Genomic DNA, 24,904 nt, shown 5'->3' with positions numbered 1-24,904 from the left:
CGCCGCCGGTTCGCGTCCCGAACCGGCGGCGTTTTCCGTTTCAGTATGCGGTTTCCATCAGTTGGATCGAGCCTGCCCATTCGTCCTGCTCGGCTGCGTCGGCAAGCAGTTTCGCGACATCGCCGCGTGCGGCCTTGCCGCTGGGATCGACGTCGTCGCCCAGCCGGACCGAACCCGTCGGGCCATCGTCGGTGAGCGAGACGGGTCGAAGAATGGCGTATTCGAGGCTGCTCTGCTTCAAATGCTCGTCGGCAGCGTGCTTGGCCTCGAGGTAGTGGGCAAGTTCGCTTTCGGGGTCCGGATCGTCGGCGCCGACCGAACTCAGCATGACGAAACGGCGGACATCGCTGGCTTGGGCGATGTCGATCAGCCGGTTCGCACCGTCGCGGTCGACCTTGTCGGTCATCTCGGCGCTGGTATCGCCGCCCGAACCGGCGGCGAAGATCACGACTTCGCAGCCCTGTGCGACATCGTCGTCCAGAGCGGTAAGATCGCCCTGCCGCAATGTGACGGTATCGGGAAGTGCGCCCGTATCGGACGAGGCGCGCACGAGCGCGATGACGTCATGCCCGCGTTCGCACAGTTCCTTGACGAGACGGGTGCCGGTATTGCCGGTCGAACCGGCAACGAGAATTTTCATCGATTTTCTCCTTGGTTGTGGTCCGAACCGGCGGCAGGCAGGGCCGTTCCGAGGAGAATTGGCGCTATGCGTCAGAACCAGGCGCGCAGACCGAGCAACAGCTTGAGGCCGTCGGGGTCGTCCCCGGCGGCCTTTGCTATGGAGCGCGTCTCGCCGAGCTTGGTTTCATAGCCTACCCCGACATAGGGCGCGAATTCGCGGGCGATTTCGTAGCGTAGGCGCAGGCCGGTCTCGAACTTGGTCAGGCCCGCGCCGATCTCGCGCTCGGGAATGTCCTGAGCTGCCAACTCCAGTTCGGCGCGCGGCTGGAGGATCAGGCGCTGGGTGAGCTTCTGGTCGTATTCGCCCTCGATCCGCGCGGTCAGGTCGCCGCGGTCGGAGAGGAAGGATGCGGCATCGACGTGCCACATGTAGGGCGCCAAGCCCTGCACGCCGAGCACGAGGTGACTGCGCGTTTCCGGTTCGATGTCCAGCCGCACACCCGCCTGAAGGTCGAAGAACGGGCCGATGGCATGGCCCCAGAGCGCCTGGACCTCGGCATCCTCGACTGCCCCGCCGAATTCGCCTTCGCCTTCGGACTTGATCACGAGTTTGTCGATGTCGCCGCCGTACCAGCCCTGCAGATCCCACAGATAGCCGTCCTCGCCCTCGCCGATGCGCGCTTCGAGCCGCTCGGCCATCAGCGTGCCTGTCTTCATATCGCCATGAGTCGCATGATTGGTTGCGCGGGCCTCGGCCATCACGGCGGGGCCGTAGATCGCATCCGCCGCGTGCTGCGGACCCTCGAAGGCTTTGGGCGGAGGCGGCCCCTCGGGCAGGTCGCCGACCTGATGCGCGGAATGGTCCATCGTCGAATGGTCCATTCGGGGCGCGCCGGTCATATCGGGCAGGACGAAAGGCGCAGGTGACTGCTGGTGCTGCGAATGGTCCTGCGCATCCGGCTGCTCCTCCGCCTGCTGCTGATGCGCGGAGTGATCCGGCATGGCATGGCCCGAATGATCCTGCGCGGCCAGCGGAGCCGCCGCCAGCATCAGCGCTGCGCCGAGGAAAAGGTGCGCCCTCATGCCTCGTCCTCCGGCGCTGGGAAGGGGCGCACCGTCACGGTCTGCATCATGCCGGCATGCATGTGATAGAGCAGGTGGCAATGGAAGGCCCAGTCGCCCGGTTCGTTCGCGGTAACGTCGAAGGTGGCGGTGCTGCCCGGCTGGACCACGACCGTGTGCTTCAGCGGCTGGTCCATCATCCCTGCGCCATTGACCAGTTCGAAGAAATGGCCGTGCAAATGGATCGGGTGCGCCATCATCGTGTCGTTGACCAGCTTCACGCGCACGCGCTCGTCATAGGCGAAGCGGATCGGATCGTCGGTGACGGCAGAGAATTTCTCGCCGTCGAAGCTCCACATGTAGCGTTCCATATTGCCGGTCAGGTGGATAGTCAGCTGTCGGGTCGGCATGCGATGCGGGTTCGGCCGCGCGGCCTTCAGGTCGGTGTAACGCAGCACGCGGTGATCGACTGTCTCTAGGCCGAGGCCGGGGAAGTCCATCCGGTCCATCGGCATGGGCGCGACCATGTCGATCCCGGGGCCGACCTTCACGTCGGGCGGCAGTTTCGAGGTGTCGCGCATCGAGTGGTCCATCGATCCATGGTCCATCGATCCGTGATCCGTCGCGGGACTCGCGTCGTCGCCGCCGTGGTTCATGCCCGAATGGTCCATCCCGCCATGACCACCGCCGGGCGCATCGTGGTTCATCGCACCGCCGTGTGCGCCGTCCATCGAACCCATGCCCATGTCGGCCATGGTCAGCGTGACCGGGTCGCGCAGCGGCGGCGGCGTGGCGCGGTGGCCCCTGTGCGAGGTGAGCGAGGCCAGCCCCATGCCGCTGCGGTCCATCGCCTCGGCGACAAGCGCGTGGCTACCGTCAGGCGGCGCGACGATCACGTCGTAGGTCTCCGCAACGCCGATCTGGAATTCGTCCACCTCGACCGGCGCCACATCCATGCCGTCGGCAGCGATCACCGTCATCGGCACGCCGGGAATGCGAATGTTGAAGAAGGTCATGGCGGAGCCGTTGATGATCCGCAGCCGCACCCGCTCGCCCGACGCGAAGAGATACTCCACCCCGTCCATCGGCCCGTGCCCGTTGACGAGGAAAGTGTAGGTCGCGCCCGTCACGTCCGAAATGTCGCGCGGGTTCATCCGCATCCCGCCCCACATCAGCCGCTCGTCCAGCGGCATGTCGCCTTCGCTGGCGGTCTGCATCTGGTAATTGAAATAGTGCTCGCCGACCTTCAGCATGCGTGCGATCTCGTGCGGGTGGCGCGGGCTGAACTCGCTTAGCAGAACGACATAGTCGCGGTCGTAACGCGGATCGGGCTCGGCGCTCTCGATCACGATGGGGCCGTAGTGGCCTTCCTGCTCCTGCAGGCCGGAGTGGCTGTGCCACCAATAGGTGCCGCTCTGCCGGATCGGGAATTCGTAGGTGAACGTCTCGCCGGGCTTGATGCCGGGAAAGCTCACGCCCGGAACGCCGTCGAACTGGAAGGGCAGCAGCAGCCCGTGCCAGTGGATAGAGGTATCTTCGACCAGATTGTTGGTAACGTCGAGGCGGACGTTCTGGCCTTCGCGCAGCCGGACCAAAGGGCCGGGTACGGTGCCGTTGACCGCAATGGCATGGCCCTTGCGCCCGCCGACGCCGAAATGGTGACGATCTACCGACAGCGCGATACGCTCGCCCGAAACCTCGCCGAACCCCTGCCGCGCGTGGGACAGGCTCTCGCCCCTCGCCCATGCGGGCACGGCAAGGCCGGTTGCCAGAAGGCCGGTCGAGCCGAGCATGAATTTGCGGCGGTCGGTCTGCAATGTGGTCACTCGGCTTGTATCTCCTGCCAGCCGGTCTAAGATACCCCCATAGGGTATTCAAGGGCGAATAGGGTCATGAGTGACAAACAGGCGATCGGTAACCGGCTGAAGCGGATCGAAGGGCAAGTGCGCGGCGTTCAGCAGATGGTCGCAGACGAGCGTTATTGCATCGACATTCTCCATCAGATCCAGGCAATCAAATCCGCCCTGGCCAAGGTAGAGAGCCAGGTGCTCAAGGACCACGCCGCCTGCTGCGTTGCCGAGGCGATCGCCAGCGGCGATCCCGCCGAGCAACGCGTCAAGTTCAATGAGCTTGTCGAACTGTTCGAAAAACGCCGTTAGGAACTACGTTCCCAATTCGACCTCTTCGCGCAATTCGGGCGTGATTTCACGTTCCACCGCTTCCTTCGCTTGTTCGAGCAGTTCCGGGGTCAGCTCTGCTGTGCGCGGCGGGAGCGGCGTTCCATCGCCCATTTCGCCGTTCACCTCGATATCTTCGAGGATGAGCTTCATCTCGGCGATTTCCTTCACCTGCGCCTCGATGATCGCGTCGGCGAGCTTGCGCATGCGCGGATCGGAAATTTCGGCGCGTCGGCTGGTGAGCACGGCAATGGAATGATGCGGGATCATCGCCTTCGCCCATGAAACATCGTCCACGGTTTCCTGACTGCGCGCCAGGAACAGGAACAGGAAGAATCCTGCAATGGCCGCGACCATGACGATCATCTTGGTCGCGAAGGTCTTGTACATGCCCCACATGAAGCCGAGCATGATGACGATCATCGCCATGCCCATCATCAGCGCCATCCACATGCGCGTCTGGCTGAAAAAGATATGGTCAGGCTCGTAAACGTTGGAATATTTCAACACGAACATGGTCACGATCGAGGTTGCGATCATGGCGAAGAACGTGGTCCATTTTCCGGAATGGGAAGCGCTGTTCGAGCGGTTTTCGTGGCTTGTCATAGGGTCCCCTTTCTCTCACTCTACACCCCCGGGGGGTATATCGTTCCGAGTTTTGTCCGCGCTGGGGGATCGGGGATTTCCTACCCGGCATGCAGTGCCTATCGTCGCGCAGATGACGCCCGCGCCTATCCCGCGCCGTAGAACGAGAGCTTCGCGGTTGCACGCCGGTGGCAGGTTTTTCTTGCATGGACCGTGTAACATGCGGTCCATGTGGGGGTACTGAGAGGAGAGAAAGCCAACATATGTCCTACACGCAGATCAAGCTCGATATCGCCGATGGCATCGCCACCGTCACGCTCCACCGTCCGGAGAAGATGAACGCCTTCACCCGCACGATGATGGACGAGTTCATCGATGCGCTCGACACGACCGATGCGGACGACAGCGTGCGGGCGGTGATCGTGACGGGGCATGGCGATCGCGCCTTTTGCGCTGGCGCGGACCTGACGCCGGAGGGCGGGGGGCACGTGTTCTCCGATCCGAACCCGGTGGAGGACCTCTCCGACGAGCGCGTGCGCGACGGGGGCGGGCGGCTGACGCTGCGGCTCTTCCAGTCGAAGAAACCGCTGATCGGCGCCTGCAACGGCGTTGCGGTCGGCGTCGGCGTGACGATGCAACTGCCGTTCGACATCCGCCTGTGCAGCGACAATGCGCGCTTCGGCTTCGTCTTCGCGCGACGCGGGATCGTGCCCGAAGCGGCGAGCAGCTGGTTCCTGCCGCGGCTGGTCGGCATGCAGACCTCGCTGGAATGGTGCATGACCGGCCGGCTGATCGATGCGGGCGAGGCGCTGGAGCGCGGGCTGGTGCGCTCGGTCCATCCGCAGGGCGACCTGATGGATGCAGCCGTCGGTATCGCGCGGGAGATTGCGGACAACACCTCTGCCGTGTCGGTCGCGATGACGCGCGCAATGCTGTGGCACAATGGCGCGGGGGGGCACCCGATGGACGCGCACCGGGTGGACAGCCGCGCGATCTATCGCCTCAGCCGCAGCAACGACGCGAAGGAGGGAATCGCCAGCTTCCTCGAGAAGCGCGCGCCCGAGTATCCAGACACGGTAAGCGGCGACATGCCGGACTTCTACCCGTGGTGGGACGAGCCGGAGTACAAGTAGTTGCAGGCGTGATAGTCACCCGCGCAACCGGGTTGCCTTGACTGCGCTGGGGGGTAAGGATGGCGGTATGCCGAAGCATCAACTCGCCCCGCGCCTTGCCGACTTCCTGCCCTACCAGCTCTCGATCGCCTCGAATGCCGTCTCGACCAGGATTGCGGAGCAGTATCGCAAGCGGTTCGCGCTCAAGACGACCGAGTGGCGGATCATGGCGGTGCTGGGCGATGGCGGCGCGCTGACGCAGCGGGATCTCTCGCAGCTCACCCTGATGGACAAGGTGCCGGTCAACCGGGCTTGCAAGCGGCTGGAGGACCGCGGCCTCGTGCAGCGCTCGCCCAATGCGAAGGACGGCCGCTCGCACATGCTGGAGCTGACGGCCGAGGGCAGGGCGGTTCATGCCGGCATCATGCCGCTGGCGCGCAAGATCGAGGAGGAGCTGTTCGACGTGCTGAGCCCCGACGAGCGCGAGGCGCTGCGCGACATGCTCGCCCGCGTGCGCGACAATGCCGGGGACTTCGACGCGGAAAGCCTGGCCGACTGAGCCGGCCAGGCTTTCGCTTAGTCCCAGATCTGGTGGTTCGGGCTATCCGATCCCGCCGCTGAACGCGTCGCCGATCGAACAGGCCGCAGGGCCCAGGATGACGATGAACAGCACCGGCAGGATAAACAGGATCAGCGGCACGGTCATGATCGCCGGGAGGCGCGCGGCCTTTTCCTCGGCCCGCATCATTCGCTCGTTGCGGAATTCGGCGGAGAGCACTCGCAATGCCGAAGCCAGCGGCGTACCGTATTTCTCGGTCTGAACCATGGTCGTGACCACGCCCTTCACCGCATCGAGATCGACGCGATAGGCGAGATTGTTGAAGGCTTGGCGGCGTTCGTTCAGGAAGGACAGCTCGATCGCGGTCAGGGTGAATTCGTCCCCCAGTTCCGGATAGGCGCGACCCAATTCCCTGGCGACGCGGTTGAAGGCGGCATCGACCGTGAGACCGGCTTCCGCGCAGATGACCAGCAGGTCGAGTGCGTCGGGCAGACCCTTGCGGATGGCATCGGAGCGCTTCTTGGCGATGTTGCCGATATAGAGTTCCGGCCCCTTGTATCCCGCGAAGACGGATGCCGCGAGGGCGCCGTTACGCTTGATCGCGCCCCAGTCGGGAAACATGTCGAGCAGGAAGATGCAGGTGAAGGCGGCCCCGCCGAGAAGGACCGGCAGGATCATGCGCGCGGCGATGATGTACACCGCCAGCTCTTTGTTGCGGAAGCCCGCATGGGCCAGCTTCTGCTGAACAGCTTCTACCTGGCTCTGCTGCAGCACCTTCATGCTGCCGAGCGTGTCCTTGATCTTCTCGGTCGTGTCGGTCTTGCGCACCAGGCTCTGGCGCTTTTTCGCGCTCGACGTCACGAGGCCGCTTTTCAGCTCCTCGCGACGCCCCTCGAGCGCCTTGACGCGCTTCGCCATCGGGTCCCGGATCGTGACCGCCGTGTAGATTGCGAACAATACTGCGAGCGCTGCGATCCCGGCGAGGATCGAGCCGACGAACATGACGTCGACACCGAGAAGCGTTGGGCCGGTGGAGGGGTCCATGGGTCTGTCTCTTCCCTGCTCAGATTTTGAAGTTGACCATCTTGGCCATGATGAAGCCGCCGATGCTCATCCATGTGAGACCGGCGAGGCCGGCGACGATGAGGCGATCGTCGGTGAAGAACCCGGAGAGATATTCGGGGTTCATCCAGTAGACGAGGCAGAAGACGATGAAGGGCAGCGAGCCGACGATGTAGGCCGACGCTTTCGATTCCGAACTCATCGCCTTGATCTTCAGCTTCATCTGCGAACGCTTGCGCAGCACGTCGGAAAGGTTCGACAGCGTCTCTGCGAGGTTGCCGCCGGTTTCGCGCTGGATCGCCAGCGTGATGCAGAAGAAATTGAACTCGGGGATGCCGAGGCGGTCGGCGGTGTCCTGGAGCGAATCCTCCATGGTCTTGCCGATCTTGATGCGCTCCACGATGCCGCGGAATTCCTGGCCGACCGGGCCCGGGACTTCCTGCGATACGACTGCCAGCGTTTCCGTTACCGGAAGACCCGAGCGCAAACCGCGCACGAGCAGTTCGATCGCGTCCGGAAACTTCGCATTGAATTGCGCCGTACGTTTGTTGATCTGCCGGCCGACGAAGAAGTGCGGGAGGCCCGCGCCGGCGAGCACGCCGATGCCGAAGGATAGCGGCAGCGATCCGGAGCGCAGGAACAGCAATGTCGCAATCGCCAGGCCGATGCCGATCGAGACATAGGCATACTGGCTCAGCGACCAGTTCTTGCCCGTCCGGTCGAGCCGGATCGCAAGCGCATCGATGCGCGAAGTCGAGCCGGCGGCCGCGTGCCGCTTCGGCCGGCGCGAGGCAATCGCCTTCTTGAGCTGCGACTCCACCTTGGCGTCGGTGCTTTCCGAATGCCGGTAGCGGACTTGCTGCAGGCGCCGCTGGCTGGCCTTGGCAGCATCGGGTCCGGCAATCAGCGTATAGCCGATGACCAGCAGGGCGAGCACCCCGACAGCTAGCAATACGACCTGAATGATATCCATTCGTTGACTCCGTCCCTATCCGTTCGTTCGGTTGCCGCGCCGCCCGCTCTGGGCGGATGCCGGCACCGCGCTTATTCGACCGCTTCCGCAGCTGCCGCGGGCTCTTTCTTTTTCGAAAGCAGGCCCTTGAGGTCGAGGCCTCCGAGCAGCGACTTCTTGCCGCTTTCGGTTTCGCTCTCGTCCTCGTCGTCATGATCAAGGCGGATGACCTGCTGGCTGACCTGCTTGATCGCCGCCGCAGCCTTCGCTCCGCTATTGGCCTCGAGGAAGGTCTTGCCCAGCTTGGCCGCATTGGCCGCGGCCTTCTGGTCGTACGGAATGATAACGTCGATCTTGCGTTCGATCGAGGCTTCGAAGTCGGCCTTGCTGATTTCGGCTGCGCCCGGCTGCACCTTGTTCGCCACGATCAGCGGCGTTGCGTGCGGGGCGTTGGTTTTCAGCCACGACAGGATACGGATCGTATCGCGTGCGGAGGCAAGCGACATTTCCGCCGCGAGGACCACTATATTCACCTCGTTCAGAAGGTGAGGGAAGTTGATCATCATGTTGCGCGGCATATCGAGCACGGTCATGTCGAACGCGTGCTTGAATTCGTCCTGCAGCTGCATGAATGCCGATCCGTCGGTCATCAACGGCTGGTTGATCGGCGCCTCGGCCGACAGGATGGCGAGATTCTCGTTCGCGCGGATCATGGCGCGTTCGATGAACAGCCCGTCGATGCGGCTGGGGTTGTCGATCGCGTCGGTCAGTCCGCGCCCCGGCTCGAGATCGAGCGTCAAGGCGCCGGTGCCGAAATGCAAGTCGAGATCCAGCATGGCCGTCGCGAGGTTACGTTCGGCGGCAAAGTTCCAGGCCAGCGACGTTGCAAGCGTCGATGCCCCGACGCCTCCACGTGTACCGATGACAGCGGTGGAGATATGGCGCTTGGCCTTGTCCTCGTCGCTCATGCGCGGAGCCGCGAAGACCGCCTGTGCCTGATTGAGCGAATCGCGCAGCACGCTGGCGCTGAGCGGCTTCAGAAGGTAGTCGTGGATGCCGCTCGCGAGCAGGTCGCGATAAAGACGCACGTCGTTCACCTGGCCGATCGCGATCACCACCGTGCCGGGCTCGCATACTTCGGCCAGCGCGTTGATGTCGTTGAGCGGGTCGCCGCTTTCCGACAGGTCGACCATCAGGATATTCGGACTGGCCGAGACCGACAGGGCCTGGGTCGCATTGCGAAGCCCGCCCTTGTTGCATTTCTCGGGCTGCCAGCCGAGTTCGATGACCACCGGGCGCAACACGTCGAGCGCCGCTTCGTCGCACAGGAATGCAGCGAAGGCATCGCGGTTGCCGGGCATGGCAGATTTGAGTGAAGCGCTCATGGATCAGTCCTCTGTGGTGCCGACTTCAGCAAGGCCGCCAGCGCCGGTCGGCTCCTGGTTGCGATAGCTGTCGATGGCTTTGTTGGAGCTCAGGATAACGGTTTCGCCCGTGCCCACCTGGCCGGTGACGAGGTCCTCCGGATTGGCGACCATCGCAGCCATGTTGGCATTGGTGGCGCAGCCGTAATTCGGATAGGTGGCGTTTTTGTAATTGGCGTCGCTCTTGGCCGACCAGTCGGGGCAGCCCGGAACGCTCGCAAGCGTCCGCGAGATAACGACACGCGCCTGGCCCGGCGAGATATAGCCCTCGGTCGGTGGGGCACCGTCCGTCAGCAGCAGGCCGTAGCGGCCGGCCAGCTGCGCCACGCTATCGCGCACGCCTTCGCCATAGCCCGGGTCCTCGACCGCGATCTTGTCGCCGTAACGCAGGTCCATCGAGTCGAACCAGTCAAGCAGGCGTTGCTGTTCGCTGACCGGCAGGCTGTCGCCATTGGTCTGCACGTCGAAGGTGTAGTGCGTGCGCTCCACGACCGCTTGCTTGGTCGAATAGAGCGTGTCGTTGGTCGGCACCCCGCCGACGCAGGCACCCAGGCCGAGCGCGAGCGAGAGGGCCATTGCGGAGGTCGTCTTGCGGTTCATGATGTTACGCATCGCTATGTTCCTTCTCACTCGAAGCTGAAGCCGGGCTTGGCGGCCGGATCGGCCTCGGCGCGGCGCGGCTGGACCGGTGCGGTGCTGGCGGTTGCTGCGCCGTTCGCCGGAGCCTGCGAGATACCCGGCGTGGCCGGCTCGGTGCTTTCCTGCATGGTCGGCATCGGGCGCTTGGCGCCGCTCTCGCCGTTGTTTTCCATGTAGCCGAGGATGCTCTCGACCTCGTCCGGAGCGCGGAAGCCATCGGTCGGCAACACGATGTCGCTCGCGTTGACCGGCTTCACCAGGTAAGGCGTTACGATGATGACCAGCTCGGTCTCGCCCTTCTGATAGCTCTTGGAGCGGAACAGATTGCCGAGGATCGGCAGCTCCGCCAGGCCCGGGGTTTTCTCCAGGGCGTTCTGCGAGCTGTTCTGCATCAGGCCCGCGATCATAAAGCTCTGGCCGGAGCCGAGCTCGATGGTCGTTTCCGCACGGCGGGTGGTGAGGGCGGGAACGGTGAACCCGTTCAGCGTCACCGCACCGCGGCTGGAAAGTTCCGACACTTCCGGGCGCACGCGCATCGAGATACGGCCATTGGCCAGCACGGTCGGCGTGTAGGTCAGGCTGACACCGTAGTTCTTGTACTCGACGGTGACGGTGCCCAAGCCCTGGCTCTGCGGGATCGGGAACTCGCCACCTGCGAGGAACTCGGCGGTCTCGCCCGAAAGGGCGGTCAGGTTCGGTTCCGACAGCGTGGTAACAAGGCCGATCTGCTCACCTAGGTTGAGCGTTGCAAGAAGATCGAACCCGAGAACTCGGCCGCCAAGTGCAAGCAGTCCGTTCGCATTGCCACGCACGGTTTCGAACGTGGTTTGCGGAGTAACGAAGCGCTGGTTGATATAGTCGTATGGGCGCGGTTCGCTGGTGCAGGCAAACTGGTAAACTGCGCAGGGATCGAGCGGAACCGTATTTGCCGTAGGCTGATTGCCGACGATGTTGCCTGCGTTATTGCTCTGTGCGCCAAACACAAATCCGTTGGACTGGTCGCGCGTGGCGAGGTTGCCCTTGATGTCGCGCACCAATGAGCGGCTGACCTCGGCGAATTTCACTTGCAGGTTCACCTGCAGGGGTGTTGCCGTGCGCAGGCGACTGATCACATTGGCATCTTCGCCGAGGAAGGCTTCGACCAGGCGCTGGGCCTCGGCAGCGTCTTCCGGCGCGCCGACCGTACCCGTCAGCAATACGGTGTTCGTGCCGATCGTCGCGACATTGACCTTCGCGGCCGGCATGGCCAGCGCCAGCATCTGGTCGATGCTCGAGATGTTCGAACCCACGCGGACGTTGGCGGACCAGACGATGTCGCCGGCCGAGTTGCTGGCGTAGACCGTGGTCTCGCCGCCGGCTTTGCCGAAGACATAAAGCTGGCGGGTCGACTTGACCTGCACATCGGCAACGCTGTCGTCGGCGACAAACACGTTGGCCATGGCGCCCGGGACGGTGACGAGTTCACCGCGACCGATCGACAGCACGATTTCCGAGCTGGGCCGTGCGACCGACTGGGCGGTGGCGACATTGGCCGGGATGCTGGCCAAGGGCGCGAGCGCCAGGCTGGCGAGCAGCACTTTGGTAGTGAGACGACGTTTCATGGAATTGCCCCCTGAATGGCTTCCTGTCTTGGTATCGCGGCCAATCATCGAACTGGCTTCGAATTGGTCGGCGTCGGCATGCCCTGGCCAGCGGTGCCCGCCTGTGCCTTGATGGCGGTCTCCATCATCTTCTCGAAGACGGAGGCCTCGCGCATTGCGGGCGTGGTGACCGAACCGTTCTTGCCGATCGGCACGACTTCGGTGTCCTTGCCGCGCGTCACGCTGACGGTCGGGCCGGTATGCTTGACTTCGCGTCCGCCGAAGAGATCGGCCGGGTTGAAGTCCGCGGTGCCGCCGCCGCCGCCCTTGTTGGACGATCCGACCGGGCGGACGCTGCGGCGCTGGAAGCGCGACACGTCGCCGCCGGTCACGAAGGTGCCCTTGGCATCGTCGGGACGCGCCATGGCTTCGCGCAGCAGCTTTTCTTCTTCTTCCGGCGTAGCGTCGTCCGGGATGGTCACATCACCCTTGGCCAGCGCCATCTCGAGTTCGCTCTGGTTGTCGGCAAGCGAACGCAGCGACAGGCTGAGCGTACCGATGGTCTGCGCCACGGCGATCTTTTCGGCGATTACCGGCGTCACTTCCAGCGTAACGGCGCGGAAAGGCTTGACGATGGTAGACCCGTCTTCGGCCTTTTCGGACACGGTCGACTGGTCGGTGGCGAGTACACGAAGGTTACGAAGAATGGTTTCCGAGGTGCGCATTTCGGTATCGTCACCGCCCTCGACGGTCTGGGTCAGCACCATGTCGACACGGTCGCCCGGGAAGACGAAACCCGCCACGCCCGACTGGGCGGACACCGGCACGGTAACGGCACGCATGCCCGGGGCGAGGGCGGCAGCAAGGAAGCCGCGATCGCCCGGCGCGACGAGCGCACCCTGGGTCACCGGTTCGCCTGCCGTAATCGGGTGGCGGACCACCGTGCCCAGCAGCTTGGACATATCCGCTTCGCCATCGAGGAAGTAGGCGTTCTGCACCAGCTCTTCCGGCCACAGCTGGAAGTTGATCGCATCTGCGGTGATGATGGTCCCCACCGGCAGCGCACGCTGCGCGACGAGAACCTTGGGTCCCTGTGCTTCCACCTGCGCGGCCTCTGCCTGCGGTGCCGAGGCACCTGCAAACATGCTCCGAGCAACCAGTGCGGTACCGATCGCAACGATCAGTGCGCCTACCAGCAGAACCAGCTTCTTCCTGTCCATGGCTATCTAGCCCCCTCGTATGGCCCGCGTGAAAATGTTGGTGCGGGCAGGTATGGTTTCTTCGCTTACGGGCGAATTGGTTAAGATCGGGTTTTCAAAGCATTCCCGAAACGGCAGGCACTTGGCCCAACTGCTCGGTGCCGAGCACCCACAGACCGGCGATGGCGATCGCCAGACCGTAAGGAATGGCGATGCGGTCCTTGCTGCGACGCAGGATGTGCGCCGCGCCGAAAACGATCGTCAGCGCCCCGCCGACGATGGCCATGATGACGATCAGCTTGAGAAACGGCAGCGGCGGAATCCACAGCGCGAGTACGGTCAGCAGCTTGACGTCGCCGCCGCCCATCTGGCGCAGAGCGAAGATTGCGGTGCAAATTGCGAATACCAGCGCGGCAAAGCCGATCTGCCATGCGACACCCGGCCACAGCGTCAGCCCGCTCGCCCACCACCACAGCGGGGCGCCGAGTGCGATTGCAGCATTGAGCTTGTTGCCGATCGTGCGGCTCTTGAGGTCGGTGACCGCAGCAATGAGCAGTGCGATTGCCAATCCGCCGAGCAATACGTAGGTGATTTCGATACCGGCCATGATGTCCCCGAAAGTCCTTTCGGTGCCGGTGGTACAGATCATGACTTACCAAACAGTAACCATAGCGAGGACCCGCATATCTCGGATACGGCCATGACCCCGGCGATCGACCGCCGCTCCATTCCTGCAGATGCCAGCGAGACCCGCTGGACTGCACCCGATGGACATGCCGTGCGCCGGATCGACTGGCCTGGCGCAAAGCCTGCACGCGGTTCGATCCTGTTCCTTCCCGGGCGCGGCGACTTCTACGAGAAGTATCTCGAGACGCTGGAGGAATGGCATCGGGCCGGCTGGCGCGTGACGGCAGCGGACTGGCGCGGCCAGGCCGGGTCTGGTCGGCTGGGCGACGACGACGTCACCGGACATATCGACGATTTCGGCGACTGGGTGGCCGATCTGGCGGCTCTGTGGGCCGCATGGAAAGCGGAGACGCCCGGACCCCATGTCCTTGCGGGCCACTCGATGGGTGGGCATCTCGTCATGCGTGCCCTGGTCGAGCAGGTTGTCGATCCCGATGCCGTAGTCCTGAGCGCGCCGATGCTAGGCATGGCGGGGCCGCCGCTTCCGCTGCCCATGCTGCAGGGAGTCGCGAAATTGATGACGTTGCTGGGCAAACCCACGCGCCCGGCATGGAAATGGAGCGAAAAGCCGGGAGAAATCCCTGCGCGGCGGCGCGACCTGCTAAGCCACGACGCCCAACGCTATGCCGACGAACTGTGGTGGCGCGAGCAGCGGCCCGAACTGGTGATGGGACCGGGCAGCTGGGGCTGGGTCGAGCGGGCCTATGCCTCGAGCCGGGTGCTGGAACGGACAGGCGCAATGGAAGCCATGGAGGTTCCGGTGCTGATAGTGTCGACATCCAACGACAAGCTGGTCAGCCATCCCGCCGCCGTTCGGGCGAGCGAGCGCCTGCCGAAAGGCGAACTGGTCGCATTCGGGCCGGAAGCGCATCACGAGATTCTGCGCGAGACCGATGAGGTGCGGGGCCGCGCGATGAGTGCGATCGAGGAATTTCTGGACAGGGTTGCACCGCAAACATCGTGAACACTTTCGATTTCGCCATCGTCGGCGCCGGGATCGCCGGGGCCAGCCTCGCCGCCGAACTCTCCGCTACCGGAGCGACCGTCTTGCTGCTCGAGGCGGAGGATCGGCCGGGATACCATTCGACCGGCCGCTCGGCCGCGTTCTGGGAGGAATGCTATGGCGGGCCGGACATCGTTCCGCTCACGCTCGCATCGGGACGATATTTGCGCGAGGGCGGCTTTCTGACGCAGCGCGGCGCGCTCTATATCGGGCGCGCTAGCGATACGCATGCCATCGACCGCTTCGAACAGCGTTTCGACGGGACGGGCGTGACGATAGAGCAGCTCGATCGGGATGCGCTGGAACAGCGGCTGCCCGGCCTGCGCCCGGACTGGACCCGCGCGATCTGGGAGCCTGCCTGTGCCGACATCGACGTAGGCGCGCTGCATCAGCACTATCTCGCTATGGCCAAGCGCGGTGGCGTCCAGCTTGTCTGTCGCGCCAGGATCGTCGACGCGTCCCGCCGGGATGGCCAGTGGACGTTGACGAGCGCAGCGGGCGAAAGCTGGACCGCCGGAGCGCTCATCAATGCAGCCGGCGCCTGGGCGGACGAGTTCGCACAGCTTGCAGGCGCGCGCCCGGTCGGGATCCAGCCGCTGCGGCGCACGGTCGTGCAATTGAGGGTCGCGCCGCAGGTCCCGCCCGATCTCCCGCTCGTGCTCGACATCGGCGGCGGTTTCTATTTCAAGCCCGAATCGGGCCGGGTCTGGCTGAGCCCGCATGACGAAGAACCGAGCGAGCCTTGCGATGCCGCTCCCGAAGAGCTGGCCGTTGCTCAGGCAATCGATCGGTTCGAAAGCGTGGTGGACTGGCAGGTCGAAGCGGTCGAGCGAAAATGGGCCGGATTGCGCAGCTTCGCGCCCGACCGGCGACCCGTTTACGGTTGGGATCCCTATGTCGAAGGCTTCGGCTGGTTCGCGGGCCAGGGCGGCTTCGGAATCCAGACCTCACCGGCCGCTGCGCGCCTCGCAGCGCAATTGTTCACCGGGGCGTCCGGCGACGATCTGACAGCAGCGGTCGATCCATCGCCATATGTGGCGTCACGCTTCGGGTAGCCAATTGGACAACATTTGTTAGGCTTGCAAGACCGAATCCAATCGCAAACACGGGAGCTGCAAGCCATGGCCCATCATTTCGAAATCTATAAGGACAAGGCAGGCGAGTACCGCGTGCGCTTCAAATACAATTCGGAAACGATGTTCTCGACAGAGGGCTACAGCTCCAAGGCCAGCGCGCAGAACGCGATCGATTCGATCAAGAAGAACGGCCCGGGTGCCGAGGTGATGGACAACAGTTAAGCTGCCTCAGGCTCAGCCGGCGGCGATGGCATCGGCCGCGTCGCTGGCGAGCTGGTCCACCCGTTCGTTCTCCGGGTGGCCGCTATGTCCTTTGACCCAATGCCAGTGGACGGTGTGACGCGCGGTAAGCTCGATCAGATCGTGCCATAGCTCGGCATTGCGGACCGGTTTCTTGCTGGCATTGACCCAGCCGCGCTTCTTCCAGCCGTGCACCCATTTGGTGATGCCATCGATCAGGTACTTGCTGTCGGTATAAAGCTCGACCTCGCACGGCTCGATCAGCGCGGACAGCGCGCGGATCGCGGCGGTCATCTCCATGCGATTGTTGGTCGTCTCCGGCTCGCCGCCGGACAGTTCCTTCTCATGACGACCCATGCGCAGCAGCGCGCCCCAGCCGCCGGGGCCGGGATTGCCCTTGCAGGAGCCATCGGTGAATATCTCGACTTTCTTCATGCGAAGAGCGCTGTGCCATGCTCGCGGTAAAAATCCAGTCGCGCGGCGAAATCCATCGGGTCCTTGCGCACCACGAGCGCGTCGGCGGGGGTATTCACCCAGTCGTAGGCGCGCGACGAGATAAAGCGCATGCAAGCCCCCCGCGCCAGCACGGGAAGCGCCGCTCTCTCGGCGTCCGACAGGCTTCGCCCATTAGCGTAGCCTGCGAGCAGCGCATCGCTGACTTCCGTGCGGAAGCGTTTGCCTCGGTCTTCGAAGGACCAGGCTGCATGGGTCACGGCGAGATCGTAGGCGAGGAAATCTTCGGCTGCGAAATAGAAGTCGATAAGGCCGCTGACCTTGTCGCCCAGCATCAGGACGTTGTCGGGAAACAGGTCGCAGTGGACGACGTCTCGCGGCAGCCCCTCGGGCCAATGGGCATCGAGGTAGTCCAGCTCCGAAAAGGCCAGGTCGGGCAGTGCAGGATCGATCCCCGCCAGCCCCTCCTTGCCACAGTCCTCCAATAACCGCCGCCATTCTGCCAAGCCCATAGCCTGCGCCAGCGACTTGTCGAAGTCTCCGACCGCACCGTGCAATCGCGCCAAAGCCGCTCCCACCGCCTCGGCTTGCGCCGGTGTCGGGCGGTCGACCGAGACGCCGGGCAGGAATTCGATCAGCGCCACCGCCTTGTCGCCAATCGTGCGATAGGCTGCGCCAGTCCGGTCGTGGATGGTGCGCGGGACCGGGCAATCCCTGGCCGAAAGATGATCGAGCAGGCCGAGATAGAAGGGCAGCTGCGCGGTATCGATGCGGTATTCGTACATTGTCAGGATGAAGCGAGCACCGGTGCCATCCGCGCCAGTCGTCTCGATCAGCCAGTTCGAGTTCGACACGCCCTCGGCGATCCCCTTGGCGGAAACCAGTTCGCCGACATCGTAGGCCGCGATAAGATCCGCCAGATCCTCCGCGCCGAGGTGGGTGTAGACTGCCACCTAGTCGGTCAGCTGGCGCGGTAGCTTGAAGATCATGTTTTCCTCGGCAGTCATGATCGTTTCCTCGCTAACGGCGCGCCACTCGGACAGGCGGTCGACGACTTCGCGAACCAGCTTCTCGGGAGCCGAGGCACCAGCGGTCAGGCCGAGCGTGCCGACGCTTTCCAGCCATGTCGGATCGATCTCCTCGGCCCGCTGGATCAGCCGCGCATCGGTCCCAAGGCGTTCTGCGACTTCGACCAGCCGTAGCGAGTTGGAAGAATTGGGCGCTCCGATAACCAGCACAAGGTCGCTGGCCGGAGCGATCTTCTTGACCGCCGCCTGCCGATTGCTGGTGGCGTAGCAGATGTCTTCCGCCTTCGGTCCGACGATCTGCGGATAACGTTCCTGCAGGGCCTCCACCAGTTCCCGCGTGTCATCGACCGACAGGGTCGTCTGCGTCAGGAAGGACAGCTTGTCGTCGCGCGTGAACGGCAGTTTCGCGACGTCCTCGACCGTCTCGACCAGCGTGATCTGGCCTTCGGGCACCTGGCCCATCGTGCCGATGACTTCGGGATGGCCTTCGTGACCGATGAAAAGGATGTGCTGCCCCTTTTCGATCTGGCGCTCGGCCTGGCGGTGGACCTTGCTCACCAGCGGGCAGGTCGCATCGACATACATCATGTTCCGCCGTTCGGCCTCTGCCGGGACGGACTTCGGCACGCCGTGCGCGCTGAAGACCACAGGTGCGTCGGTCGGCACCTCGTCCAGTTCCTCGACGAAGATCGCGCCCTTGGCCTTGAGGCTCTCCACGACATAGCGATTGTGGACGATCTCGTGCCGGACATAGACCGGCGCGCCGTATTTCTCGAGCGCGCGCTCGACGATCTCGATCGCGCGATCGACTCCGGCGCAGAAACCGCGCGGGGCGGCGATCAGGAGCTGGAGGGGCAGGCGCGGATCGCTGCCAGCTGCCGCATCGGTGGATTGAAAGGGGGCGTTCATGTGCTGCCCTCTAGCGCTTTCGCCGCACGCAAGCTAGGGCGTCCTCGCGTCCCGCATGGCGGGCCGAGTTCGAATTCGACAAGGGAATACAAGCCGCATGACCAGCCGCAATCGCCTCCTATCCGTGCTCGCAGTCGGACTGGCGCTCGCCGGATGCAGCCGCGAAGGCGAACTGGTGATCAACGAAGGCGTCGGTATCCAGGCAGTCCGCACCGCGTGCCCGGCGGTCGGCATTCCCGATTACACCGGCGACATCACGACCTTCCGCACGCCCGGATCGACCACGCTGGCCGACCTCGACGTGACGGCGGCGATCACCAATCTGCGTTCGACCTGCGACGAGGGTGCGGAGCGCGTTTATACGCAGGCGACCTTCGACGTGCTGGCCCGCCGCGCCGATACGCGCGGTGCACGCACCGTAACGCTGCCCTATTTCTCCACCGTGTTGCGCGGCGGATCGCAGGTGGTGACCAAGCGGATCGGACAGGTCACACTGCAATTCGCGGACGGGCAGGAACGCGCCTCCGCCAGTGGGCAGGCAGGTGCCTATGTGAACCGCGCCGACGCTTCGCTGCCCGCCGATATCCGCGAGCAGATCACCCGCAAGCGCAAGGCCGGCGATCCCGATGCGGCACTCGACCCGCTGGCCGATCCGGCGGTGCGTGCTGCCGTGCAGCGGGCGACGTTCGAGCTGCTGGTCGGCTTCCAGCTGTCCGAACCGCAGCTGCGCTACAACGCCACGCGCTAAGCGCTGCTCTCTTGCGAATCTGGCCCAATGGGCTAGGCGCGCGCCATGGCTGACATGCAGACCCTCCACGCGGCTTTCGCAGCGCGTATCGATGCAATCCTGAACGCGCTGGAGATGGAAGGCACGCTTCCGCCCGAAACGCCGCGCGGCAATGTCACGGTGGAGCCGCCCCGCGATCCCTCGCATGGCGACCTTGCGACGAATGCCGCCATGGTGCTGGCCAAGCAGGCGAAGACCAATCCGCGCGCGCTGGCGGAGAAGATCGTCGAGCATCTCGATCGCGATCCCGATATCACCTCGACCGAAATTGCCGGGCCGGGCTTCATCAACATGCGCCTGGCCGACGATGCCTGGCGGCGCGAGCTTGAAGCGATCGCTGCGCTCGGCGCGGATTACGGTCGCTCGACCATGGGCGACGGGCGCACGGTCAACATCGAGTACGTCTCCGCCAATCCGACCGGCCCGATGCATATGGGTCATTGCCGCGGAGCGGTGGTGGGCGATGCGCTGGCGGGCCTGCTGGAATTCGCCGGCCATCGCGTGGTGCGCGAATATTACGTCAACGATGCCGGCGGGCAGGTCGACGTGCTCGCCCGCTCCGCACACCTGCGCTATCGGGAAGCGCTGGGCGAAGACATCGGCGAAATCCCCGAAGGGCTTTACCCGGGCGACTATCTCAGGTCGGTAGGCGAGCAGCTGAAGCAGCAGTTCGGCGATGCCTACAAGGATGCGCCGGAGAGCGAGTGGCTGCCGATCTTCCGCGAGCAGGCGGTGGCGGCGATGATGGACATGATCCGCGAGGATCTGGCGCTGCTCGGCATCCATCACGACCTCTTCTCCTCCGAGGCCGAATTGCAGGCTGCGAAGAAGCCCGAAGCGGCAGAAGCGTGGCTGCGCGAGCATGGCTTCGTCTATGACGGCGTGCTCGAAGCGCCCAAAGGCAAGGCCCCGCCGGAGGATTGGGAGCCGGTCGAACTGCCGCTGTTCCGGTCCACGCAATTCGGCGACGATCAGGATCGCCCGATCAAGAAATCGAACGGTGCGTGGACCTATTTCGGTGCCGATCTCGCCTATCACCTGCAGAAGGCGCAGTCCGCTGACGAGCTGATCGACATCTGGGGCGCGGACCATGCCGGCACGGTCAAGCGCATCAAGGCCGCCGTCGCCGCGCTGTCGGAAGGGGAAGGCAAGGCTATCCCCTTCGACGTCAAGCTGGTCCAGATGGTCCAGCTGATGCGGAACGGCGAGCCGATCAGGATGTCCAAGCGCTCGGGCAATTTCGTCACCATCGCCGACATGGTCGAGGAAGTGGGCAAGGACGTGGTGCGCTTCTCCATGCTGACTCGCAAACCCGAAGCACAGATGGAATTCGACTTTGCCAAGGTGGTCGAGGCGTCGAAGGACAATCCGGTCTTCTACCTGCAATATGCCCACGCCCGCATCCGCTCGACCATGCGTAAGGCCGGGGTCGAGCCGTCCGGCGAGCATCTCGACCGGCTCGGCGCGGACGAACTCGCGCTGGTGCGCGAGGCGGCTCAATTCCCGCGCGTGGTCGAATCCGCCGCCAAAGCGCGCGAGCCGCACCGCATCGCCTTTTTTCTCGGCGATCTCGCTGCCGCCTTCCACAGTTTCTGGAATGCGGGTAACGACGATCCGTCCAAGCGGATCATTCAGGAGGGGGATGCCGAGCTCACCGCAGCGCGCCTGTTCCTCGCCGATGCCGTCGGACAGGTCATCCGCAACGGGCTCGCCATTCTCGGCGTCGAAGCGGTCGAGGAGATGTGAGCATGGCTGCGACGCCCTATGACAGCGACGACAATTGGGAAGACAGCGAAGAACTGGACCTGGCCGAGGACGAGAGCCTGCCGTGGCTCGAAGCAACCGATGACGATGAGCCGCGCGGCGGTTTCGACACCGGACGCATCGTCCTGGTCGGCGTGCTGGCGCTGCTGGCGCTCGCGGTGGTCGTGGGCGGTATCTGGTATTTCGGACGCGCGACCTCGGATGAGCCGCCCGCCGACGGCAGCCTGATCGCTGCACCGGAAGAACCTTACAAGACGAAGCCGGAAAACGAGGGTGGCAAGGTCTTCCCCGGCACCGGCGATTCCAGTTTCGCTGTCGGTGAAGGCGAAACCCGAGAGGGCCGCCTCGCCGATTCGCCGCAACAGGGGCAGGCCGAGCGGGAGGGCGAAAGGGTCGCCGGTCCTTCGATCGCTTCGACTCTCAACGATGACGGCGCGGCGGAAAGCCCCGCGACGCGTCCGGCCCCGGCTCCCGTGCCGGCGGCCAGCGGCACTGCCGTGCAGGTCGGGGCTTTCCCCAATCGCGCGGATGCGGAAGCGGCGTGGACCAATCTGACGCGCCAGACCGAAGCGCTGAACGGCGTGCGGCACCGAGTGGTGGAGGCTCAGGTCGACATCGGACGGGTCTACCGCCTGCAGGCTCTGCCGGGTGACCGCGCTGCCGCAAACCGCCTGTGCAACGCCTTGAAGTCGGATGGTCTTGCCTGTTTCGTGAAATAGGACTGCAAGCCGACGTAATTTCCACACTTCGCACGGGGTAAAAGCTTGCCGCACCCCCCGAAACACCGCAGTTTGCGTTCATGACACCTGCCATCTTCGGCATTTCCGGCCCCGAGCTTACGACCGATGAACGGGCCTTCTTCAAGGAAGCCGATCCCGCGGGATACATCCTGTTTGCACGCAACTGCGAAAATCGGGAGCAGCTTCGCTGGCTGACGGACGATCTGCGCAGCATCCACGGCCGCGACCGGCTGATCGTTTCGATCGACCAGGAAGGTGGCCGCGTCGCGCGGATGAAGCCGCCCGAATGGCCGCGCTATCCTGCGGGGGAGGCATTCGCCAGGCTATACGAGATCGCGCCGGCTTCCGCCATCGAGGCGATGCGCTGCAATGCCGAAGCCATGGCTTTAGAACTGGCGCTCGCCGGTATCAGCGTCGATTACCACGCGCCCCTGGACGTGCGGCGTCCGGAGACCGACGACGTGATCGGGGACCGTGCGCTGGGCAACGAACCGATGCAGGTGGCCGCCCTCGGTCGCGCGCTGCTCGACGGCATGGCACGGGCGGGGGTGGTCGGGTGCCTCAAGCACATGCCGGGCCATGGCCGCGCGACCTGCGACACACACAAGGAACTGCCGACCGTGGAGGTGAGTGCTGCGGAGCTCGAGGCCGATATCGAGCCCTTCCGCACGCTATCCGACCATCCTCTTGGCATGAGCGCGCACATCGTCTTCACTGCGTGGGATGCGGATCGCCCGGCCACGCTGTCGAGCAAGGTGATCGACGATGTCATCCGGCAGCAGATCGGCTTCGACGGCCTGTTGCTGACCGACGACATCGACATGCAGGCGCTCGACGGGACGATTCCCGAACGCTCCGAACAGGCGCTCGCTGCGGGGTGCGATATCGTGCTCAATTGCTGGGCGAAGCGTGACGATATGGAAGGCATCGTCGAACGCTGCGGCACGATATCGAAGCAGGCGCGCGAGCGGTTGGACCGCGTGCACGCCGCCATGGGCGATCCGCTGGACGCCGTCGAGACGGCGGAGCTGCTGGCCAAGCGCGATGCCTTGCTGGCAGTGGCCGAAGGCGCGGCGGCGTGACCGGCGACGGCTTCCTCTTCGCCGAAGCGGATGCCGAAGACGACTGGGACGGCATCGCCTCCGAGGCGAAAGTGGACGAGAATGCGCTCTATCTGGAGCTCGACGGATGGGAAGGGCCGCTCGATCTGCTGCTTGACCTCGCGCGGCGGCAGAAGGTCGACTTGCGCTCGATCTCGATCCTTTCACTGGTCGACCAATATCTCAACTACATCGAGCAGGCCGGTGCGCTGAAGCTGGAGCTGGCGGCGGACTATCTCGTGATGGCCGCCTGGCTCGCTTACCTCAAATCCGCGATGCTGCTGCCCAAGGACGAGCAAGAGGATCCGAGCCCGGAGGAACTGGCGCTCAAGCTCCAGCTGCGCTTGCAGCGGCTCGGCGCGATGCGCGATGCGGCGGCGCGGCTGATGGGCGGCAACCGCATCGGGCGCGATGTTTTCCTGCGCGGCGCACCGGAGGGGCTGGAGATCGCGCGCAAGACGCTGTGGCAAAGCGACCAGTTCGCGCTGATCGAGGCATACGGACGGGTCAAGGCGCGCACCGCCCCGGCCATCCACATGGTGCGCGACCGGCCGGTGATGACGCTCGAAAGCGCGCTCGACCGGGTGTCGCACATGCTCGGCGTATCGCTCGACTGGATGGAGCTGCGCAGCTTCCTGCCGCCGCATGCCGAACCGCGGCTGCGCAAGTCGGCGCTGGCTTCCAGCTTCGTCGCCGCGCTGGAACTGGCCCGCCTAGGCAAGGCGGAGCTGCAGCAGGAGGAGACCTTCGGGCCGCTGCACCTTAGGCGGGCTGCGCCACATGGATGACCTTGCCCGCGCGCTGGAGGCCGCGCTGTTCGCTGCCGAGGAGCCGATGACTGCTGATGCGCTTGCAGGTTTCCTCGGCGATGCGGCGCCCAGCGATGTGCGCGAGGCGCTACGCAAGCTAGCAGGGCATTACGAGGAGCGCGGCATCCGATTGGTCGAGCGGGCTAAGCGCTGGCATTTCGAAACCGCGCCGGACCTTGCGCATCTCCTTAGGCGAGAGAAAGAACAGCTGCGCCGCCTCAGCCGAGCGGCTACCGAAGTTCTCGCGATCATCGCCTATCACGAGCCGGTCAGCCGCGCCGAAATCGAATCGATCCGCGGCGTACAGACCAGCGGCGGGACGCTCGACGTGCTGATGGAGGCGGGCTGGGTGAAGATCGCCGGACGGCGCGAGGTGCCCGGTCGCCCAACGATCTACGCCACAACGCCCGACTTCCTCGAACATTTCGGCCTTGCCAGCCGCCGCGACCTGCCCGGTATCGCGGAATTGCGCGGCACTGGCCTGCTCGACCCGGTCGAAGATGCCTATGAAGACCTGATGGGCGAGGCAGTGACCGATAGCGAAACGGAAGACGCGCCGGACGATAGCTCACTGGCGTAGCGCGCCGCACACGCCTATATAGGCAGCACAGCTACGAAAAAGGTTTCATCATGTCGCTCGGTCCCTGGCAGCTTATCATCATCGCCATCGTCATCCTCGTCCTGTTCGGGCGCGGGCGTATTTCCGAAATGATGGGCGATTTCGGCAAGGGCATCAAAAGCTTCAAGCAGGGCATGAACGAAGACGACGAGAAGCCTGCCCCGCGGATCCAGCACGAAGCGAAGCCGGCCGACGATGGCCTGAAGGACAGTCAGGTCAAATCGACCAGCGACACTAAGTGACCGGCTAGACCGCGGTAGGCATTCCATGTTCGATATCGGCGCTGCCGAACTGCTGGTGATCGTCGTGGTGGCGATCATCGTGATCGGTCCCAAGGATATGCCGAAGGCCATGCGCACGGCGGGTCGCTGGATCGGCAAGCTGCGCAAGGTCTCGGGCCATTTCCGCGCCGGGCTGGACGAGATGGTCCGGCAGGCCGAGATCGAGGACATGGAAAAGGAATGGGCCGACCGCAACAAGCGGATCATGGCCGAATATCCGACCGGAGACGATCCCGCCGGCGGTGCGCCCGACAATCTCGTCCCGCCGCAGATGGAGGCGCTGGCCGCTGCGGACGAAGTGCCCGATCCCGACGCCGCTGCAGAAGCGGCCATTCGCCGCGCGGCACCGGTGAAAGCGCCCGAGCACGCTCCGCCGGAAACCGAAGAGCCTTCGCTGCCGCTCGATCCCCCTCCGCCACCCACGAAAGACGCGTGA

At 64.5% G+C, this 24,904-nt stretch carries 28 protein-coding genes; 14 read left to right on the top strand and 14 right to left on the bottom strand.

The window, feature by feature from the left end:
• Positions 1-40 precede the first annotated feature (40 nt).
• The 3 genes from P8R33_RS02715 to P8R33_RS02705 form a co-directional block, all read right to left on the bottom strand.
• The gene (locus P8R33_RS02715) at positions 41-640 is read right to left on the bottom strand and encodes an SDR family oxidoreductase (protein WP_278327452.1); all 600 of its coding nucleotides are present in this window, start codon (positions 638-640) and stop codon (positions 41-43) included.
• A 71-nt stretch (positions 641-711) separates the two neighbouring features.
• Positions 712-1,704 (bottom strand): copper resistance protein B, encoded by a 993-nt coding sequence (locus P8R33_RS02710; protein WP_278327451.1) that lies wholly within the window; start codon positions 1,702-1,704, stop codon positions 712-714.
• Positions 1,701-3,500 (bottom strand): copper resistance system multicopper oxidase, encoded by a 1,800-nt coding sequence (locus P8R33_RS02705; protein ID WP_278327924.1) that lies wholly within the window; start codon positions 3,498-3,500, stop codon positions 1,701-1,703. The genes P8R33_RS02710 and P8R33_RS02705 overlap by 4 nt, the downstream gene beginning before the upstream one ends.
• Before the next feature lie 75 nt (positions 3,501-3,575).
• Here P8R33_RS02705 and P8R33_RS02700 point away from each other — a divergent pair, with 75 nt between their 5' ends.
• Positions 3,576-3,842 (top strand): metal-sensitive transcriptional regulator, encoded by a 267-nt coding sequence (locus P8R33_RS02700; RefSeq protein WP_278327450.1) that lies wholly within the window; start codon positions 3,576-3,578, stop codon positions 3,840-3,842.
• A 3-nt stretch (positions 3,843-3,845) separates the two neighbouring features.
• Here P8R33_RS02700 and P8R33_RS02695 read toward each other — a convergent pair whose 3' ends face one another.
• Complete coding sequence (locus P8R33_RS02695) at positions 3,846-4,466, bottom strand: DUF305 domain-containing protein (RefSeq protein ID WP_278327449.1); 621 nt, start codon at positions 4,464-4,466, stop codon at positions 3,846-3,848.
• Positions 4,467-4,708: 242 nt separating this feature from the next.
• Here P8R33_RS02695 and P8R33_RS02690 point away from each other — a divergent pair, with 242 nt between their 5' ends.
• Together P8R33_RS02690 and P8R33_RS02685 are read left to right on the top strand one after the other, a co-directional pair.
• On the top strand, positions 4,709-5,578 hold the full coding sequence (locus tag P8R33_RS02690; RefSeq protein WP_278327448.1) for a crotonase/enoyl-CoA hydratase family protein: 870 nt from the start codon (positions 4,709-4,711) through the stop codon (positions 5,576-5,578).
• A gap of 67 nt (positions 5,579-5,645) precedes the next feature.
• Positions 5,646-6,116: a MarR family winged helix-turn-helix transcriptional regulator gene (locus P8R33_RS02685; protein ID WP_278327447.1), complete on the top strand. Its 471-nt coding sequence runs from the start codon at positions 5,646-5,648 to the stop codon at positions 6,114-6,116.
• Between the two features lie 42 nt (positions 6,117-6,158).
• Here P8R33_RS02685 and P8R33_RS02680 read toward each other — a convergent pair whose 3' ends face one another.
• From P8R33_RS02680 to P8R33_RS02650, 7 genes are all read right to left on the bottom strand, one after another.
• A complete protein-coding gene (locus P8R33_RS02680) occupies positions 6,159-7,160 on the bottom strand; it encodes a type II secretion system F family protein (RefSeq protein ID WP_278327446.1) in 1,002 nt (333 codons plus the stop codon).
• Positions 7,161-7,179: 19 nt separating this feature from the next.
• On the bottom strand, positions 7,180-8,151 hold the full coding sequence (locus P8R33_RS02675; protein ID WP_278327445.1) for a type II secretion system F family protein: 972 nt from the start codon (positions 8,149-8,151) through the stop codon (positions 7,180-7,182).
• A 71-nt stretch (positions 8,152-8,222) separates the two neighbouring features.
• A complete protein-coding gene (locus tag P8R33_RS02670) occupies positions 8,223-9,515 on the bottom strand; it encodes a pilus assembly protein CpaE (protein WP_278327444.1) in 1,293 nt (430 codons plus the stop codon).
• A 3-nt stretch (positions 9,516-9,518) separates the two neighbouring features.
• Positions 9,519-10,166 (bottom strand): CpaD family pilus assembly protein, encoded by a 648-nt coding sequence (locus P8R33_RS02665; RefSeq protein ID WP_278327443.1) that lies wholly within the window; start codon positions 10,164-10,166, stop codon positions 9,519-9,521.
• A 14-nt stretch (positions 10,167-10,180) separates the two neighbouring features.
• Positions 10,181-11,794 carry a type II and III secretion system protein family protein gene (locus P8R33_RS02660; RefSeq protein ID WP_278327442.1) on the bottom strand — a complete coding sequence of 538 codons (1,614 nt, stop codon included), beginning with the start codon at positions 11,792-11,794 and terminating at the stop codon, positions 10,181-10,183.
• 44 nt (positions 11,795-11,838) lie between these two features.
• Positions 11,839-12,993, bottom strand: coding sequence for a Flp pilus assembly protein CpaB (gene cpaB / locus P8R33_RS02655; RefSeq protein WP_278327441.1), 1,155 nt, complete (start codon positions 12,991-12,993; stop codon positions 11,839-11,841).
• A 94-nt stretch (positions 12,994-13,087) separates the two neighbouring features.
• Positions 13,088-13,579: an A24 family peptidase gene (locus tag P8R33_RS02650; protein ID WP_446532494.1), complete on the bottom strand. Its 492-nt coding sequence runs from the start codon at positions 13,577-13,579 to the stop codon at positions 13,088-13,090.
• A 93-nt stretch (positions 13,580-13,672) separates the two neighbouring features.
• On the opposite strand from P8R33_RS02650, the gene P8R33_RS02645 reads away from it, so the two are divergent.
• The 3 genes from P8R33_RS02645 (at position 13,673) to P8R33_RS02635 (ending at position 15,960) form a co-directional block, all read left to right on the top strand.
• Positions 13,673-14,623, top strand: a complete 951-nt coding sequence (locus P8R33_RS02645; RefSeq protein WP_278327439.1) for an alpha/beta fold hydrolase — start codon at positions 13,673-13,675, stop codon at positions 14,621-14,623.
• Positions 14,620-15,717, top strand: a complete 1,098-nt coding sequence (locus P8R33_RS02640) for an NAD(P)/FAD-dependent oxidoreductase (RefSeq protein ID WP_278327438.1) — start codon at positions 14,620-14,622, stop codon at positions 15,715-15,717. The genes P8R33_RS02645 and P8R33_RS02640 overlap by 4 nt, the downstream gene beginning before the upstream one ends.
• Before the next feature lie 66 nt (positions 15,718-15,783).
• Positions 15,784-15,960 (top strand): YegP family protein, encoded by a 177-nt coding sequence (locus P8R33_RS02635; RefSeq protein WP_278327437.1) that lies wholly within the window; start codon positions 15,784-15,786, stop codon positions 15,958-15,960.
• Positions 15,961-15,972: 12 nt separating this feature from the next.
• On the opposite strand, the gene rnhA is transcribed toward P8R33_RS02635, so the two are convergent.
• Genes rnhA through ispH form a run of 3 tightly spaced genes read right to left on the bottom strand, consistent with a single transcriptional unit; the run spans position 15,973 to position 18,368 of the window.
• Positions 15,973-16,413 carry a ribonuclease HI gene (rnhA, locus tag P8R33_RS02630; RefSeq protein ID WP_278327436.1) on the bottom strand — a complete coding sequence of 147 codons (441 nt, stop codon included), beginning with the start codon at positions 16,411-16,413 and terminating at the stop codon, positions 15,973-15,975.
• Positions 16,410-17,384 carry a homoserine kinase gene (locus P8R33_RS02625; RefSeq protein ID WP_278327435.1) on the bottom strand — a complete coding sequence of 325 codons (975 nt, stop codon included), beginning with the start codon at positions 17,382-17,384 and terminating at the stop codon, positions 16,410-16,412. The genes rnhA and P8R33_RS02625 overlap by 4 nt, the downstream gene beginning before the upstream one ends.
• Complete coding sequence (gene ispH, locus P8R33_RS02620; protein ID WP_278327434.1) at positions 17,385-18,368, bottom strand: 4-hydroxy-3-methylbut-2-enyl diphosphate reductase; 984 nt, start codon at positions 18,366-18,368, stop codon at positions 17,385-17,387.
• 97 nt (positions 18,369-18,465) lie between these two features.
• Here ispH and P8R33_RS02615 point away from each other — a divergent pair, with 97 nt between their 5' ends.
• The 8 genes from P8R33_RS02615 to tatB all read left to right on the top strand — a co-directional run bounded on the left by P8R33_RS02615 (position 18,466) and on the right by tatB (position 24,904).
• On the top strand, positions 18,466-19,116 hold the full coding sequence (locus tag P8R33_RS02615) for a hypothetical protein (RefSeq protein ID WP_278327433.1): 651 nt from the start codon (positions 18,466-18,468) through the stop codon (positions 19,114-19,116).
• Positions 19,117-19,161: 45 nt separating this feature from the next.
• Complete coding sequence (gene argS, locus P8R33_RS02610; protein WP_278327432.1) at positions 19,162-20,901, top strand: arginine--tRNA ligase; 1,740 nt, start codon at positions 19,162-19,164, stop codon at positions 20,899-20,901.
• 2 nt (positions 20,902-20,903) lie between these two features.
• A complete protein-coding gene (locus P8R33_RS02605) occupies positions 20,904-21,638 on the top strand; it encodes an SPOR domain-containing protein (protein WP_278327431.1) in 735 nt (244 codons plus the stop codon).
• 80 nt (positions 21,639-21,718) lie between these two features.
• Positions 21,719-22,741 carry a beta-N-acetylhexosaminidase gene (nagZ, locus tag P8R33_RS02600; protein ID WP_278327430.1) on the top strand — a complete coding sequence of 341 codons (1,023 nt, stop codon included), beginning with the start codon at positions 21,719-21,721 and terminating at the stop codon, positions 22,739-22,741.
• The gene (locus tag P8R33_RS02595) at positions 22,738-23,547 is read left to right on the top strand and encodes a segregation and condensation protein A (RefSeq protein ID WP_278327429.1); all 810 of its coding nucleotides are present in this window, start codon (positions 22,738-22,740) and stop codon (positions 23,545-23,547) included. The genes nagZ and P8R33_RS02595 overlap by 4 nt, the downstream gene beginning before the upstream one ends.
• Positions 23,540-24,148 (top strand): SMC-Scp complex subunit ScpB, encoded by a 609-nt coding sequence (scpB, locus tag P8R33_RS02590; RefSeq protein ID WP_278327428.1) that lies wholly within the window; start codon positions 23,540-23,542, stop codon positions 24,146-24,148. The genes P8R33_RS02595 and scpB overlap by 8 nt, the downstream gene beginning before the upstream one ends.
• Positions 24,149-24,198: 50 nt before the next feature.
• Positions 24,199-24,429, top strand: coding sequence for a twin-arginine translocase TatA/TatE family subunit (gene tatA / locus P8R33_RS02585; RefSeq protein WP_278327427.1), 231 nt, complete (start codon positions 24,199-24,201; stop codon positions 24,427-24,429).
• Between the two features lie 25 nt (positions 24,430-24,454).
• Complete coding sequence (gene tatB, locus P8R33_RS02580; RefSeq protein WP_278327426.1) at positions 24,455-24,904, top strand: Sec-independent protein translocase protein TatB; 450 nt, start codon at positions 24,455-24,457, stop codon at positions 24,902-24,904.

The sequence above is a fragment of the Qipengyuania flavescens genome (assembly GCF_029688735.1).
In the GTDB taxonomy this organism is placed as follows: domain Bacteria; phylum Pseudomonadota; class Alphaproteobacteria; order Sphingomonadales; family Sphingomonadaceae; genus Qipengyuania.
Note: the sequence above shows the minus strand (reverse complement) of the source record. Positions and strands in the feature narration are given on the sequence as shown.

Bases quoted from the DNA above. Each gene is read 5' to 3' on its own strand.
- P8R33_RS02695 (WP_278327449.1), bottom strand. From the start codon at position 4,466: ATGACAAGCCACGAAAACCGCTCGAACAGCGCTTCCCATTCCGGAAAA.
- P8R33_RS02690 (WP_278327448.1), top strand. From the start codon at position 4,709: ATGTCCTACACGCAGATCAAGCTCGATATCGCCGATGGCATCGCCACC.
- P8R33_RS02700 (WP_278327450.1), top strand. From the start codon at position 3,576: ATGAGTGACAAACAGGCGATCGGTAACCGGCTGAAGCGGATCGAAGGG.
- scpB (WP_278327428.1), top strand. From the start codon at position 23,540: ATGGATGACCTTGCCCGCGCGCTGGAGGCCGCGCTGTTCGCTGCCGAG.
- P8R33_RS02660 (WP_278327442.1), bottom strand. From the start codon at position 11,794: ATGAAACGTCGTCTCACTACCAAAGTGCTGCTCGCCAGCCTGGCGCTC.
- P8R33_RS02650 (WP_446532494.1), bottom strand. From the start codon at position 13,579: ATGGCCGGTATCGAAATCACCTACGTATTGCTCGGCGGATTGGCAATC.
- P8R33_RS02615 (WP_278327433.1), top strand. From the start codon at position 18,466: ATGACCAGCCGCAATCGCCTCCTATCCGTGCTCGCAGTCGGACTGGCG.
- tatA (WP_278327427.1), top strand. From the start codon at position 24,199: ATGTCGCTCGGTCCCTGGCAGCTTATCATCATCGCCATCGTCATCCTC.
- P8R33_RS02665 (WP_278327443.1), bottom strand. From the start codon at position 10,166: ATGCGTAACATCATGAACCGCAAGACGACCTCCGCAATGGCCCTCTCG.
- nagZ (WP_278327430.1), top strand. From the start codon at position 21,719: ATGACACCTGCCATCTTCGGCATTTCCGGCCCCGAGCTTACGACCGAT.
- P8R33_RS02645 (WP_278327439.1), top strand. From the start codon at position 13,673: ATGACCCCGGCGATCGACCGCCGCTCCATTCCTGCAGATGCCAGCGAG.
- P8R33_RS02635 (WP_278327437.1), top strand. From the start codon at position 15,784: ATGGCCCATCATTTCGAAATCTATAAGGACAAGGCAGGCGAGTACCGC.
- P8R33_RS02675 (WP_278327445.1), bottom strand. From the start codon at position 8,151: ATGGATATCATTCAGGTCGTATTGCTAGCTGTCGGGGTGCTCGCCCTG.
- P8R33_RS02670 (WP_278327444.1), bottom strand. From the start codon at position 9,515: ATGAGCGCTTCACTCAAATCTGCCATGCCCGGCAACCGCGATGCCTTC.
- cpaB (WP_278327441.1), bottom strand. From the start codon at position 12,993: ATGGACAGGAAGAAGCTGGTTCTGCTGGTAGGCGCACTGATCGTTGCG.
- tatB (WP_278327426.1), top strand. From the start codon at position 24,455: ATGTTCGATATCGGCGCTGCCGAACTGCTGGTGATCGTCGTGGTGGCG.
- P8R33_RS02605 (WP_278327431.1), top strand. From the start codon at position 20,904: ATGGCTGCGACGCCCTATGACAGCGACGACAATTGGGAAGACAGCGAA.
- P8R33_RS02685 (WP_278327447.1), top strand. From the start codon at position 5,646: ATGCCGAAGCATCAACTCGCCCCGCGCCTTGCCGACTTCCTGCCCTAC.
- argS (WP_278327432.1), top strand. From the start codon at position 19,162: ATGGCTGACATGCAGACCCTCCACGCGGCTTTCGCAGCGCGTATCGAT.
- rnhA (WP_278327436.1), bottom strand. From the start codon at position 16,413: ATGAAGAAAGTCGAGATATTCACCGATGGCTCCTGCAAGGGCAATCCC.
- ispH (WP_278327434.1), bottom strand. From the start codon at position 18,368: ATGAACGCCCCCTTTCAATCCACCGATGCGGCAGCTGGCAGCGATCCG.
- P8R33_RS02680 (WP_278327446.1), bottom strand. From the start codon at position 7,160: ATGGACCCCTCCACCGGCCCAACGCTTCTCGGTGTCGACGTCATGTTC.
- P8R33_RS02715 (WP_278327452.1), bottom strand. From the start codon at position 640: ATGAAAATTCTCGTTGCCGGTTCGACCGGCAATACCGGCACCCGTCTC.
- P8R33_RS02710 (WP_278327451.1), bottom strand. From the start codon at position 1,704: ATGAGGGCGCACCTTTTCCTCGGCGCAGCGCTGATGCTGGCGGCGGCT.